At 63.4% G+C, this 13,244-nt stretch carries 13 protein-coding genes; 9 read left to right on the forward strand and 4 right to left on the reverse strand.

Translation table 11 applies throughout. The features are described 5' to 3' along the window. Window positions 1–369: 369 nt before the first annotated feature. Window positions 370–954 (reverse strand): acyl carrier protein phosphodiesterase, encoded by a 585-nt coding sequence (locus tag L1P09_RS20375; RefSeq protein ID WP_054906129.1) that lies wholly within the window; start codon window positions 952–954, stop codon window positions 370–372. 150 nt (window positions 955–1,104) lie between these two features. On the opposite strand from L1P09_RS20375, the gene L1P09_RS20380 reads away from it, so the two are divergent. Further along, entirely contained in the window at window positions 1,105–1,407 is a 303-nt protein-coding gene (locus L1P09_RS20380; protein ID WP_054906130.1) for an ArsR/SmtB family transcription factor, read from the forward strand. A 16-nt stretch (window positions 1,408–1,423) separates the two neighbouring features. Then, on the forward strand, window positions 1,424–2,473 hold the full coding sequence (locus L1P09_RS20385) for an alkene reductase (RefSeq protein WP_009686830.1): 1,050 nt from the start codon (window positions 1,424–1,426) through the stop codon (window positions 2,471–2,473). Window positions 2,474–2,524: 51 nt separating this feature from the next. Here L1P09_RS20385 and L1P09_RS20390 read toward each other — a convergent pair whose 3' ends face one another. From L1P09_RS20390 to L1P09_RS20400, 3 genes are all read right to left on the reverse strand, one after another. Beyond that, window positions 2,525–3,349 (reverse strand): hypothetical protein, encoded by an 825-nt coding sequence (locus L1P09_RS20390; protein WP_054906131.1) that lies wholly within the window; start codon window positions 3,347–3,349, stop codon window positions 2,525–2,527. Window positions 3,350–3,436: 87 nt separating this feature from the next. Beyond that, window positions 3,437–4,432, reverse strand: a complete 996-nt coding sequence (locus L1P09_RS20395) for an NAD-dependent epimerase/dehydratase family protein (protein WP_054906132.1) — start codon at window positions 4,430–4,432, stop codon at window positions 3,437–3,439. A gap of 49 nt (window positions 4,433–4,481) precedes the next feature. Further along, window positions 4,482–5,372 carry a LysR family transcriptional regulator ArgP gene (locus tag L1P09_RS20400; RefSeq protein WP_232893100.1) on the reverse strand — a complete coding sequence of 297 codons (891 nt, stop codon included), beginning with the start codon at window positions 5,370–5,372 and terminating at the stop codon, window positions 4,482–4,484. Between the two features lie 100 nt (window positions 5,373–5,472). Between L1P09_RS20400 and L1P09_RS20405 the strand changes: the two genes are divergently transcribed. The 7 genes from L1P09_RS20405 (at window position 5,473) to L1P09_RS20435 (ending at window position 13,244) form a co-directional block, all read left to right on the forward strand. Beyond that, window positions 5,473–6,072, forward strand: coding sequence for a LysE/ArgO family amino acid transporter (locus tag L1P09_RS20405; RefSeq protein WP_054912090.1), 600 nt, complete (start codon window positions 5,473–5,475; stop codon window positions 6,070–6,072). A gap of 219 nt (window positions 6,073–6,291) precedes the next feature. Continuing rightward, a complete protein-coding gene (locus L1P09_RS20410; RefSeq protein ID WP_009686825.1) occupies window positions 6,292–6,888 on the forward strand; it encodes a superoxide dismutase in 597 nt (198 codons plus the stop codon). Window positions 6,889–7,148: 260 nt separating this feature from the next. Beyond that, window positions 7,149–9,200: a putative bifunctional diguanylate cyclase/phosphodiesterase gene (locus L1P09_RS20415; protein WP_029887117.1), complete on the forward strand. Its 2,052-nt coding sequence runs from the start codon at window positions 7,149–7,151 to the stop codon at window positions 9,198–9,200. A gap of 144 nt (window positions 9,201–9,344) precedes the next feature. Further along, window positions 9,345–10,679: an imelysin family protein gene (locus L1P09_RS20420; protein WP_009686823.1), complete on the forward strand. Its 1,335-nt coding sequence runs from the start codon at window positions 9,345–9,347 to the stop codon at window positions 10,677–10,679. A 145-nt stretch (window positions 10,680–10,824) separates the two neighbouring features. Beyond that, window positions 10,825–11,307, forward strand: coding sequence for a hypothetical protein (locus L1P09_RS20425; protein ID WP_054906135.1), 483 nt, complete (start codon window positions 10,825–10,827; stop codon window positions 11,305–11,307). A gap of 12 nt (window positions 11,308–11,319) precedes the next feature. Next, complete coding sequence (locus tag L1P09_RS20430; protein WP_029887115.1) at window positions 11,320–11,706, forward strand: hypothetical protein; 387 nt, start codon at window positions 11,320–11,322, stop codon at window positions 11,704–11,706. Between the two features lie 110 nt (window positions 11,707–11,816). Further along, window positions 11,817–13,244, forward strand: coding sequence for a di-heme oxidoreductase family protein (locus L1P09_RS20435; RefSeq protein WP_054906133.1), 1,428 nt, complete (start codon window positions 11,817–11,819; stop codon window positions 13,242–13,244).

The following is a 13,244-nucleotide window of genomic DNA, read 5'->3' on the forward strand; positions in this document are numbered from 1 at the left end:
TATGGTTTCTGGCAAGGGTAGCCGGAGCATCTTCAGCGCCTGTGAGATCGAGCGCCGCCCGCGCGGCGCAATCGCGAGCTGCGCTCGCTCCTACGTTTGTTTCGGGCCAGTAACGCCTGTGACAGGCGCGCGCGGCCGCCTTGTTTGTACGGCGAGATATTGAGGCATGCACCAAGGCGTTCGCGCGCAAATCCCACAGGAATAATTGGCCCGAAACAAACGTAGGAGCGAGCGCAGCTCGCGATTGCGCCGCGCGGGCGGCGCTCGCTCTAACAGGCGCTGCATAACTTGTGGCAAACACCGACAGCCCTGACGCGATCCCTGTGGGAGCTGGCTTGCCGGCGATAGGGCCGCAACAGGCAACCAACATCAGCCGCCTGACACCCGCCCCGCCGCTGCAAACGCCTGCAATTGCGGGTAGAACGCGCGAAAGTCCGCCAGCAGCGGCTCGTACAGCCGCTCCAGCTCCACCATCACCCCCGCCATCGCGTCTGGCCGCGACAGCCGCCGGCCGATGCCGTTGAACACCTGTTCCAGCGTGGCGAAGTCGCCATAAGCGCCCAACCAGTCATCGGCAGCCATGAACGGCGCAATGCGCGCCAGCCGCCCCGGCAGTTCAGGCTCCGCCAGCAATACCCGATAAAACGCGCCCGTGAACTGCGCCAAGGGCTGCTCGGCATAGTCGTGCCAATGCCGCGCCAGGCAGTGGTCGAAAAACACGTCCAGCACGATGCCGGCGAAGCGCCGCCGCTCACGCGGGAACCGCGCCAGCGCCGCCAGTACCAAGGGGTGCCGGTCGGTATAGCTGTCGATATGCCGGTGCAACCGGATAGCCGCCTCCAAGGCAGGCGGGAAGCGCCCGTGCAGCGAGCCTTTGACGAAATCGCCGTACAGGCTGCCCAGCAGTTGTTGCGGGGCCGGCCCGCCCAGGTGCAAATGTGCAAGGTAGTTCATGAGCGCAGTCTACCACCGCGGCGCCCAATATCGTTATAACGCGATATAGCGATTTGAACTCAGCTAAGCACCACTGGATATTTGGATATCGGCATTCAGCGATTTATATTTCGCCCTATCGCGATATACCGCTACAACGAGCCTCACGCCATGCCACTCGATCTCGACGAAATCATAAAAGCGCTGGCCCACCCGGTCAGGCGAGAAATTCTCAGCTGGCTGAAAGACCCGGCAAACCAGTTCCCGGATCAGTACCACAGCACCGAAAACGGTGTGTGTGCCGGGCAGATCGACCAACGCTGCGGCCTTTCGCAGTCGACCGTCTCCGCCCACCTGGCCACCTTGCAGCGTGCCGGGCTGATCAGCAGCCAGAAGATCGGCCAATGGCATTTCTTCAAACGCAACGAAGCCACCATCCAGGCGTTCCTGGAACAACTGCGCCAAGCGCTTTGACCAGCAGGTAACCGACATGACCACGCTTTTCGATCCGATCACCCTGGGCGACCTGCAGTTGCCCAACCGCATCATCATGGCCCCACTCACTCGCTGCCGTGCAGACGAGGGTCGCGTGCCCAATGCCCTGATGGCCGAGTACTACGTCCAACGCGCCAGCGCCGGGCTGATTCTCAGCGAGGCAACCTCGGTCACCGCCATGGGCGTCGGCTACCCGGATACGCCCGGTATCTGGAACGATGAGCAAGTCCGCGGCTGGACCAATGTCACCAAGGCCGTGCATGGCGCGGGCGGGCGCATATTCCTGCAGCTGTGGCACGTGGGGCGTATCTCGCACCCCAGCTACCTGAACGGCGAACTGCCGGTGGCCCCCAGCGCGATCCAGGCCAAGGGGCATGTCAGCCTGGTACGCCCGCTGAGTGACTACCCCACCCCGCGCGCACTGGAAACCGAAGAAATCAGCGACATCGTCGAGGCCTACCGCAGCGGTGCGGAAAACGCCAAGGCCGCCGGTTTCGATGGTGTGGAAATTCACGGCGCCAATGGCTACCTGCTCGACCAGTTCCTGCAAAGCAGTACCAACCAGCGCACCGACCGCTACGGCGGCTCGCTGGAAAACCGCGCGCGCCTGCTGCTGGAGGTGACCGATGCAGCCATCGAGGTGTGGGGGGCCAACCGGGTCGGCGTGCACCTGGCACCACGTGCCGACGCCCACGACATGGGTGACGCCGACCGTGCCGAGACGTTCACGTACGTTGCCCGCGAACTGGGCAAACGCGGCATCGCCTTCATCTGCTCGCGGGAGCGTGAAGCCGACGACAGCATCGGGCCGTTGATCAAGGCGGCGTTTGGTGGGCCATACATCGTCAACGAGCGTTTCGACAAGGCAAGTGCCAATGCAGCCCTGGCCGATGGCAAGGCCGATGCGGTGGCATTCGGGGTGCCGTTCATTGCCAACCCGGACCTGCCGGCACGCCTGGCAGCAGATGCACCGTTGAACGAGGCGCACCCCGAAACGTTCTATAGCAAGGGGCCGGTGGGGTATATCGATTACCCGCGCCTGTAACCCAGCGAACCCGCTGCTACCGTGCACCTGTAGCAGCGGGTTCAGGCCATTTCAGGGCCGAGCGTTGATTTGCTGCTGCAGGTTCTGGATCTGGCTCTGTAGGGTGTTGAGGTTGCGCGTGGTCTGCCCGCGGAACGCATCGAACTCCTGCACCGATGCGCCACTCGAGCCCGACGAGCCGCGGTTTTCCATTTGCGTCTTGAGCACCAGCACGTCCTGCTCCAGGCTTTCGATCGCCGCACTCGGGTTGCCCTGCTTCTTCAGCGCAGCCACCTCTTCGCTCAGGTTTTTGAGCTGCCCATCAAGCTTGCCACCGTCTACCTGGCCCGACTTCAACGCCGCCAGCTCGGCATTCACCGCCTTCAACTGCGCCTGCAGCTGGCCCTGCAATTCGGTCACGGCTTTCTGCTGCTCACGGGTATCGGCCAGCACCTGCTCCAGGCGCTTGCCCAGGTCGCCGGCCTGGCCAGCCACGCCTTGCTGCTGCTTGCTCTGCTCGGCCAGGCTGGCCTGCAACTGGCGGATCTGCAGCTTGAGCGCCTCGCTGCCGGTGTTGACCGACGATTCGCTGGCAGCGACCTTGCCACTGATTGCCTGCAAGCGCCCCGCTGCATCTTCGCTGATGCGGGCAAAGCTTTCCTGGGTGGCCACCAGTTGCTGCTCCATCAGCGAGATCTGCTGGAAGCTCCACCAGCCCAGCCCGGCCAGGGCTATGAACGAGGCCCCCAGCAGCACCCACAAAGGCCCGGTGCTGGCCGGCCTGGCCGCCTTCTGGCGGCTACGGGCCACGTGCGCCGGCAACAGTTCGTCATCATCAGGGGTGCCGGCCCGCAGGGTTGGCACATCATCGAAATCGTCGTGAGCATGGTTGCGCATGGGTGAGTTCAACCGCGGTAATAGCAAAGAAACAGGAGTATAAACCGCTCGCGCGGCGCACTGCTGACCCTAATCGGCGCGCCGCGTTCACTGCCCCGGGGGCTGATGTTTCCACCAGGCGCAGAATTCATCCAGCGCCGTCCACAGGCTGACCTTCGGCTGATAGTCCAGGTACTGCCTGGCGCGGCTGATGTCGAGGGTGAAATCACGGCTCATGACCTGCATTCCCAACCGCGACAAGGTCGGTTGCGGGCGCCCCGGCCATAGCATGCAGGCGGCTTCGTTGAGCGCAGCCAGGCTGTAGGCCAGGCCGTAGGAACGGTAGCGGGTCACCTGCGGCAACTGCATCTGGCGCATCACGTAGTTGACCACGTCCCACAACGGCAGCGGCTGGCCGTTGCTGATGTTGTAGGCCTGGCCCAATGCCCGGTCATCGGCGAACAGGGCGCTGAGCAGTGCCTCGTTGAGGTTGTGCACACTGGTGAAATCAACCTTGTTCAGGCCATTGCCGATGATCGCGACCCGGCCCTTGCGCTGCATCTGCATCAGCCGCGGGAAGATGCTGGCATCGCCGGCCCCGGTGACGAAGCGGGGGCGCAGTGCCAACACCTCGAGGCCGAACTCCTGCGCGCCGAACACTTTCTGCTCGGCCAGGTACTTGGTTTTCCCATAATGGTCATGGAACCGGCGCGGCAGCTGGTCTTCCCGGATGTCGAGGCGCGAGCGGCCGTTGAAGTACATGGACGGCGACGACAGGTGTACCAGGCGCCGCACGTGCTCCTTGAGGCACCCTTCGACCACGTTCTCGGTGACCACCACATTGGCTTGGTGGAAATCCTGATAACGCCCCCAGTGCCCCACCGCGCCGGCACAGTGCACCACCGCTTCGACGCCCTGGCAAAGGCGCCGGGCCAGCTCGGCATCGTTCAGGTCGCCGGGGATGAACTGGGCACCGCGCTTGACCAGGTGCTCCACCCCCTCCGCACGGCGGCCGCTGACCCGCACGTCCAGGCCCTGCTCCAGGGCGAAACGCGCAAAGCGCCCGCCAATGAAGCCACTCGCGCCGGTGACCAGAATTCGCATGTAACACTCCGTCTTGCCAGATTTCAGATGCAACTGACGCCAGCCGCGGCTACAACGGCACCAGCCATTGCCCTGCCGTATGCCGCAGATGCTCGGTCAGTTGCGCGAGCAATTGCCCGCCATTGCGCCAATGATGCCAGTACAGCGGCACATCGATGGGGGTATCGCTGCAAATTTCCACCAACTGCCCACCGGCCAGTTGCTCGCGGGCCTGCAATTCGGGCACCAGCCCCCAGCCCAGGCCCGCCTCGGTCATGCGCAGGAAGCCTTCGGATGACGGGCACAGGTGGTGCAGGAAACCATCCTCCATGCCCAGCGACGCCAGGTAGCGGTGCTGCAGGAAGTCGTCCGGGCCGTACACGATGGCCGGGGTGCGGGCCAGGCGGCTGGCGACAAAGCCTTGGGGAAAATGGCGCGCCATGAACCCGGGGCTGGCCAACGCCCGATAACGCATTGCCCCCAACGGCAGGCTGCGTGCCCCGGCCACAGGCCGTTCACTGCCACACAGGCAGGCCGCCACCTCACCCGCACGCATGCGCTTCAGGCCCACTTCCTGGTCTTCCACCACCAGGTCGGTCAGCACGTCCTGCTGCGCACAGAAGTTGCCCACCGCGCCAGCCCACCAGGTGGCCAGGCTGTCGGCGTTGAGGGCGATGCGCAGGCGCTCTGGCATGCCTTCTTCGTCCAGCGCCGGCACCTGGCGCTGCAGGTCACGTTCAAGCAGGCGTACCTGCTGCACATGGTTGAGCAACTGGCGGCCGACCTCTGTCGGGCTGGGCGGGGTAGCGCGCACCAGCACGGGCTGGCCGACCCGCGCCTCGAGCAGTTTGATGCGCTGGGAAATGGCCGATTGCGACAGGCCCAGCACTTGCGCGGCACGCTCGAAACCACCCTGTTCGATCACGGCCGCCAGGGCGGCAAGCAGCTTGTAGTCGAACATCGATTTTCCTAATGAGGGATCAGCTTTATTTGTTTTTCTTATACCGCCCTAACCCACACAATGGCCAGCATCTTTTATGACCTTTTCGGAGAGCCTGGCCATGTGGCAAAGCTATCTCAACGGCATGCTGGTGGCCTTCGGCCTGATCATGGCCATCGGCGCCCAGAACGCCTTCGTACTTGCTCAAAGCCTGCGCCGCGAGCACCACCTGCCGGTGGCAGCGCTGTGCATCGTCTGCGATGCCATCCTGGTGGCGGCCGGTGTGTTTGGCCTGGCCACCGTACTGGCACACAACCCGACCTTGCTGGCGATCGCCCGCTGGGGCGGTGCGGTGTTCCTCATCTGGTACGGGGCCAAGGCCTTGCGCAGTGCCTGTTCGAAACAAAGCCTGCAGCACCAGCAAGGCCAAGGCACACGTTCACGTCGTGCGGTACTGCTCAGTGCCTTGGCGGTGACGTTGCTGAACCCGCACGTGTACCTCGACACGGTGTTGCTGATCGGCTCGCTGGGCGCCCAGCAGACCGAGCCCGGGGCTTATGTGGCCGGGGCCGCCAGCGCTTCACTGCTGTGGTTCTCGACCCTGGCGCTCGGCGCGGCCTGGCTGGCCCCGTGGCTGGCGCGGCCGGCAACCTGGCGCATGCTCGACCTGATGGTGGCGGTCATGATGTTTGCGGTGGCGGCGCAGTTGATCTTCAACTGATCCCAAGGGCCCTGGCAGGCAGAGCCCGAGACCACCGGTCGGCATGGCTCGACCGCCGCGGAACCTCTATTCCCTATGTTTGTTGCGTGGTTATGCGCCGGACCCGGTGCTATGATCCAGCCCTTGCGTCGCAAAGAGTAAAAACTCGCCGACGCTGATCGGGCCGCCCGTGATCGGCCTTGCGCAAACCGCAAACAGACCTGAATCAGGAGATCCACCATGGCTTTTGAATTGCCGCCGCTGCCGTACGCCCACGATGCCCTGCAGCCGCACATCTCCAAGGAAACCCTGGAGTATCACCACGACAAGCACCACAACACCTATGTCGTGAACCTGAACAACCTGGTCCCAGGCACCGAATTCGAAGGCAAGTCCCTCGAAGAAATCGTCAAGGCCTCTTCGGGCGGCATCTTCAACAACGCCGCTCAAGTCTGGAACCACACCTTCTACTGGAACTGCCTGTCGCCAAACGGCGGCGGCCAGCCAACCGGCGCCCTGGCCGATGCCATCAACGCGGCCTTCGGTTCCTTCGACAAATTCAAGGAAGAGTTCACCAAGACTTCGGTCGGCACCTTCGGTTCCGGCTGGGGCTGGCTGGTGAAGAAAGCCGACGGCTCCCTGGCCCTGGCCAGCACCATTGGCGCCGGCTGCCCGCTGACCAGCGGCGACACCCCGCTGCTGACCTGCGACGTCTGGGAACACGCCTACTACATCGACTACCGCAACCTGCGTCCGAAGTACGTCGAGGCGTTCTGGAACCTGGTCAACTGGGCCTTCGTTGCCGAGCAGTTCGAAGGCAAGACCTTCAAGGCCTGAGTCACCCAGCCTTGAACAGAAAACCCGGCCATGTGCCGGGTTTTTTTGTGCCTGCCAGGGGCCGCCGCGCCGGTACACCGAGCCGCACGGTTTTGCTTGCTCAGGCGGCAGAGCGCGCTAACATCAAATCTTTGGAAGATTGAGACAGCGCACTCAAGTTGCAGGGGCAGGCAACCGATACACTGCTCATGGTAGGCCGATAGTGTATCGTCATCGTTGATGGCAAAATGATGCCATGCGCATGGATTAAGGAAACCCCATTGAAGCTGGAATTGCGGAACAGCTTGTCGGTCAAGTTGCTCAGGGTCGTGCTGCTGTCGGCGCTGGCGGTCGGCGTACTGCTCAGCTGTGCGCAAATTGTCTACGACACCTACAAGACCCGCCAGACCGTGAACAACGATGCCCAGCGCATCCTCGACATGTTCCGCGACCCGTCGACCCAGGCGGTGTACAGCCTCGACCGTGAAATGGGCATGCAGGTGATGGAGGGCCTGTTCCAGGACGAATCGGTACGCATGGCGTCCATCGGCCACCCCAATGAAACCATGCTGGCAGAAAAGTCCAGGCCGCTGCGGGACACCTCCATGCGCTGGCTGACCGACCTGATTCTCGGCCAGGAACGTACCTACACCACGCAACTGGTCGGCCGCGGCCCCTACAGCGAATACTACGGCGACCTCAGCATCACCCTCGACACCTCTTCGTATGGTGAAGATTTCCTGATCAACGCGGTCATCATCTTCATCTCCGGCGTACTGCGCGCCCTGGCCATGGGCCTGGTGCTGTACCTGGTCTACCACTGGCTGCTGACCAAGCCGCTGTCGAAGATCATCGAGCACCTCACGCAGATCAACCCCGACCGCCCCAGCCAGCACCAGATCCCGCTGCTGAAGGGGCACGAAAAGAACGAACTGGGCCTTTGGGTCAACACGGCCAACCAGTTGCTGGCTTCGATCGAGCGCAACACCCACCTGCGTCACGAAGCGGAAAACAGCCTGCAGCGCATGGCCCAATACGACTTCCTGACCGGCCTGCCCAACCGCCAGCAGCTGCAACAGCAACTGGACAAGATCCTGGTCGACGGTGGCCGCCTGCAACATCGGGTGGCGGTACTGTGCGTGGGCCTGGACGACTTCAAGGGCATCAACGAACAATTCAGTTACCAGGTGGGTGACCAACTGTTACTGGCCCTGGCCGACCGCCTGCGGGCGCATAGCGGCCGCCTGGGTGCCCTGGCGCGGCTGGGCGGCGACCAGTTTGCCCTGGTGCAAGCCAACATCGAGCAGCCCTACGAAGCTGCCGAACTGGCGCAAAGCATCCTGGATGACCTGGAGGTGCCATTCGACCTCGATCACCAGCAGATCCGCCTGCGCGCCACCATCGGCATCACCCTGTTCCCGGAAGACGGCGACAGCACGGAAAAGCTACTGCAGAAAGCCGAGCAGACCATGACCCTGGCCAAGGCCCGCTCGCGCAACCGCTACCAGTTCTACATTGCCAGCGTCGACAGTGAAATGCGCCGCCGCCGCGAGTTGGAGAAGGACCTGCGTGAAGCCCTGCCGCGTAACCAGCTGTACCTGGTGTACCAGCCACAGATCAGCTACCGCGACCACCGCGTGGTCGGCGTGGAGGCCCTGCTGCGCTGGCAGCACCCGGAGCTGGGCATGGTGCCGCCCGACCAGTTCATCCCGCTGGCCGAACAGAACGGCAGCATCATCAGCATCGGCGAATGGGTACTCGACCAGGCCTGCCGGCAATTGCGCGAATGGCACGACCTGGGCTTCAGCGACCTGCGCATGGCGGTCAACCTGTCTACCGTGCAGTTGCACCACAGCGAGCTGCCGCGGGTAGTCAACAACCTGTTGCAGGCCTACCGCCTGCCACCGCGCAGCCTGGAGCTGGAGGTCACCGAAACCGGCCTGATGGAAGACATCAGCACCGCCGCCCAGCACCTGCTGAGCCTGCGCCGTTCCGGGGCGCTGATTGCGATCGACGACTTCGGCACCGGTTACTCGTCGCTCAGCTACCTGAAGTCATTGCCGCTGGACAAGATCAAGATCGACAAGAGCTTCGTCCAGGACCTGCTTGACGACGATGACGACGCTACCATCGTTCGCGCCATCATCCAGCTGGGCAAGAGCCTGGGCATGCAGGTCATCGCCGAAGGCGTGGAAACCGCCGAGCAGGAAACCTACATCATTGCCCAGGGCTGCCACGAGGGCCAGGGCTATCACTACAGCAAGCCGCTGTCGGCGCGTGAACTGACTCACTTCCTCAAGCAAGCCCAACGTAATCAAGTCTCGATGCTCTGAACCTGCTCGCCCGGCCAAGCCAGCGACCTGGATTTGCATGAAATGCGCCCCCGCCCCTTTACAGCAAATGCAAATCTTTCGCATGATGTTGCCGTTTCGCATGCCTAGGCGCACTGTCCAACCACACGACGCAGGAAACCCATAATGATTCGAATGCCTCTGGCCTCCGCCAGTCTGCTGGCCATGGCCATCGCCCTCGCCGGTTGCGGCGAAAAAGACGACAAGGCTGCCGCTGCGCAAGCGCAGGCACCCGCTGCCGCCAGCACCACCGCTGCAGCGCCAGGGGCTGTCGACGAAGCCGCTGGCAAAGCCGTGGTCAAGCATTACGCAGAAATGGTCTATGCCGTGTACAGCGACTCGCTGAGCACCGCAAAAACCCTGCAGACCGCTGTCGACGCCTTCCTTGCCAAGCCAGACGATGAAACCCTGAAGGCTGCTAAGCAAGCCTGGGTTGCTGCACGCGTGCCTTACCTGCAGAGCGAAGCCTTCCGCTTCGGCAACACCATCATCGACGACTGGGAAGGCCAGGTGAACGCGTGGCCGTTGGACGAAGGCCTGATCGACTATGTCGACAAGAGCTACGAGCATGCCCTGGGCAACCCCGCCGCCAGCGCCAACATCATCGCCAACACCGAGATCCAGGTCGGCGAAGAAAAGATCGACGTCAAGGACATCACCCCCGAGAAGCTGGCCAGCCTGAACGAACTGGCAGGGTCCGAAGCCAACGTCGCCACGGGCTACCACGCCATCGAATTCCTGCTGTGGGGCCAGGACCTCAACGGTACCGGCCCAGGCGCCGGCGCCCGCCCGGCGTCGGACTACCTGGAAGGCCAGGGTGCTACCGGCGGCCACAACGAGCGCCGCCGCGCCTACCTCAAAGCCGTGACCCAGTTGCTGGTCACCGACCTTGAAGAGATGGTCGGCAACTGGGCTCCGAACGTCGCCGACAACTACCGCGCCAAGCTCGAAGCCGAGCCGGTCAACGATGGCCTGCGCAAGATGCTGTTCGGCATGGGCAGCCTGTCGCTGGGCGAACTGGCCGGTGAACGCATGAAGGTTTCCCTGGAAGCCAACTCGCCGGAAGACGAGCAGGACTGCTTCAGCGACAACACCCACTACTCGCACTTCTACGATGCCAAGGGTATCCGCAATGTCTACCTGGGCGAGTACACCCGCCCGGACGGCACCAAGGTCAGCGGCCCGAGCCTGTCGTCGCTGGTAGCCAAGGTTGACCCGGCGGCCGACGCCACCCTCAAGGCCGACCTGGAGGCCACCGAGGCCAAGATCCAGGTCATGGTCGACCATGCGCAGAAAGGCGAGCACTACGACCAGTTGATCGCCCCCGACAACGCTGCCGGCAACCAGATCGTTCGCGATGCCATTGCCGCCCTGGTCAAGCAGACCGGTGCGATCGAACAGGCTGCGGGCAAGCTCGGTATTGCCAACCTGAACCCGGATACCGCAGACCACGAGTTCTGATTCGGTAACGGCGCCTCACCCCGAACGCCCGGCCTTGTGCCGGGCGTTTGCGTTTGTGCTGCAGGTGCTGTGGTTCCAGATGCCTGTCCTGCCTTTCGCCCTTCATTCTGGCCCCATTCACGGGATCACCAGGCCGGAGGGCGCAGTGCTACAGATTCTTGATGTTTGGGGGGAAGGCCGAATCGTTCAGCGCGTGGGGGGCAAGGACATCATTACCGGCTTCACCCACGCCTATAACCTGAATAAAGTCGGCCAGCGCATTTCCAACGGGCCGCGCACAGGCGAGCGCATCCCCCACCTGTATCAGGTCGATGAATACGATGCGCCCCGTTTCCCGCTGGACACCCGCGCCATACCCCACCTAACCCTGATGGGCGCCCCCATCACTTACCACGTGGCCCTGGAGATGTGCAGGGTGCTTGCCCACTCCGGCAAGATCTACCTGTACGACCCCAACGAACCCGACCGCAAGATGTTCGAGGCTGTCGCCTTTGCCCAGGGCCTGCAGCTGCTGGGGCGCTTCGACCCCGCCGAACTGGACCCGCCTTTCAACGAGATCACCTTGCTTGGCGTTTACGTCTACCGCAGCCCGAGCAGCCCGCTACCCCGCCCAGAAACCCGACCGTAAAAGGACCTTCACATGGCCAGCGTCACCTACCTGTGCTCCATCGCCAACAACACCCCCTACACCCTGACCGTGGTCGACGGTGAGAACCGCAGCAAAAGCGTTGCAGTCGGCGCCCAGCACGCCTGGAACGGCGAACTGGCCGTACCGTGGATCGGCAATACCAATGAAAACCACAAAGCCTTGCGCCTCATTCTCGGCCCCGCTGCCGAAGCCAGCATCTGGGTCTTCCAGGATTACTGGAAACCGGCCCACGAGAATGCCATCAAACAGCTCGCTGCCCACACCATGGACTATGACAGTGACGAGGTCATCGAAGTGGCCGGCAACAATCGCAATGGTGGCCACAAGAACCTGATCGTCAGCCTGGTGAACCGCCAGTTCAAGCTGCATATCGCCTGAGGGCCACAAGCAACGACGATTTCATCGAGCAAACGCAAATTGCTCTTATTCAATGATCCTGGGCCTGCTAAGCTTGCACGCCGGTTTTTTGCTCAAGCCCAGGATTCTCGATGTCCTTGTCGCTGTTTCGACTCAGCCCCTTGCTGCTGGCCTTTGCCCTCGCTGCCTGTGACGACGCCCCGCGCTTCACCCAGGCCGAGCCCGGCGAAGCCTTGTCGGCTGGCCTGGCCACCGTACAGCGCAGTGACCGCAACGCCTACGCCCAGCCCTCGGCCAACCTTTCGCCGGAACGGCGGCTGGACTTCGCCGTAGGCAACAGCTTCTTCCGCAGCCCCTGGGTGATCGCCCCCTCTACCACGACTGCACGCGATGGCCTGGGCCCGCTGTTCAACACCAATGCCTGCCAGAACTGCCATGTGCGCGACGGCCGTGGTCATCCCCCAGCCGCCAATGACAGCAACGCCGTCGGCATGCTGGTGCGCCTGTCTATCCCCGACCAACCCTACCTGGCCAAGGTGATCGAGCGCATCGGCGTGGTGCCGGAACCGGTCTATGGCACCCAGTTGCAAGACATGGCCATCCCCGGCGTGGCCCCGGAAGGCAAGGTGCGGGTGAGCTATGCCCAGCACACGGTGACGTTCGAGGATGGCCATCAGGTGCAACTGCGCAAGCCAAGCCTGCAAATCACTCAGTTGGGCTACGGCGTGATGCACCCCGACACCCGGTTTTCCGCACGGGTGGCCCCGCCGATGATCGGCCTGGGCCTGCTCGAAGCCATCCCCGAAGCCGCCCTGCTGGCCAACGAAGACCCCGACGACCGTAACCACGACGGCATTCGCGGGCGAGCCAACCGGGTATGGGATGACGCCCAGGGCAAGACCGTGGTCGGGCGCTTCGGCTGGAAGGCCGGCCAACCCAACGTCAACCAGCAGAACGTGCACGCCTTCGCCGGCGACATGGGCCTGACCAGTACCCTGCAGCCCAAGGACGACTGCACGGCGGCACAAGCCGCGTGCCTGGCTGCGCCCAATGGCGATGGCGCCGATGGCGAGAAGGAAGTCAGCGACAACATTCTGCGCCTGGTCACCTTCTATACCCGCAACCTGGCCGTGCCGGCACGCCGCGACGTGGGCGCGCCACAGGTGCTGGCGGGCAAGAACCTGTTCTACCAGGCCGGCTGCCAGGGTTGCCATACACCGCAGTTCACCACCGCCGCCGATGCAACCGAACCAGAGCTGGCCAACCAGGTCATCCGCCCCTACAGCGACCTGCTGCTGCACGACATGGGGCCGGGCCTGGCCGACGAGCGCACCGAATTCGCCGCCAACGGCCAGGACTGGCGTACCGCGCCGCTGTGGGGCATCGGCCTGAGCGAAACGGTCAGTGGCCACAGCCAGTTCCTGCACGATGGCCGCGCGCGCAACCTGCTCGAAGCCGTGCTTTGGCATGGCGGCGAAGCCGAAGCGGCACGCAATTTCGTTCTCACCTTCAATGCCGAGCAGCGCGCCGCGCTGCTGGCGTTCCTGAATTCCCTTTAA

This window comes from Pseudomonas juntendi, assembly GCF_021560075.1.
GTDB lineage: Bacteria > Pseudomonadota > Gammaproteobacteria > Pseudomonadales > Pseudomonadaceae > Aquipseudomonas > Aquipseudomonas juntendi.

Coding starts and splice junctions, on each gene's coding strand:
- L1P09_RS20375 (WP_054906129.1), bottom strand. CDS start 954: ATGAACTACCTTGCACATTTGCACCTGGGCGGGCCGGCCCCGCAACAA.
- L1P09_RS20380 (WP_054906130.1), top strand. CDS start 1,105: ATGCCACTCGATCTCGACGAAATCATAAAAGCGCTGGCCCACCCGGTC.
- L1P09_RS20385 (WP_009686830.1), top strand. CDS start 1,424: ATGACCACGCTTTTCGATCCGATCACCCTGGGCGACCTGCAGTTGCCC.
- L1P09_RS20390 (WP_054906131.1), bottom strand. CDS start 3,349: ATGCGCAACCATGCTCACGACGATTTCGATGATGTGCCAACCCTGCGG.
- L1P09_RS20395 (WP_054906132.1), bottom strand. CDS start 4,432: ATGCGAATTCTGGTCACCGGCGCGAGTGGCTTCATTGGCGGGCGCTTT.
- L1P09_RS20400 (WP_232893100.1), bottom strand. CDS start 5,372: ATGTTCGACTACAAGCTGCTTGCCGCCCTGGCGGCCGTGATCGAACAG.
- L1P09_RS20405 (WP_054912090.1), top strand. CDS start 5,473: ATGTGGCAAAGCTATCTCAACGGCATGCTGGTGGCCTTCGGCCTGATC.
- L1P09_RS20410 (WP_009686825.1), top strand. CDS start 6,292: ATGGCTTTTGAATTGCCGCCGCTGCCGTACGCCCACGATGCCCTGCAG.
- L1P09_RS20420 (WP_009686823.1), top strand. CDS start 9,345: ATGATTCGAATGCCTCTGGCCTCCGCCAGTCTGCTGGCCATGGCCATC.
- L1P09_RS20430 (WP_029887115.1), top strand. CDS start 11,320: ATGGCCAGCGTCACCTACCTGTGCTCCATCGCCAACAACACCCCCTAC.
- L1P09_RS20435 (WP_054906133.1), top strand. CDS start 11,817: ATGTCCTTGTCGCTGTTTCGACTCAGCCCCTTGCTGCTGGCCTTTGCC.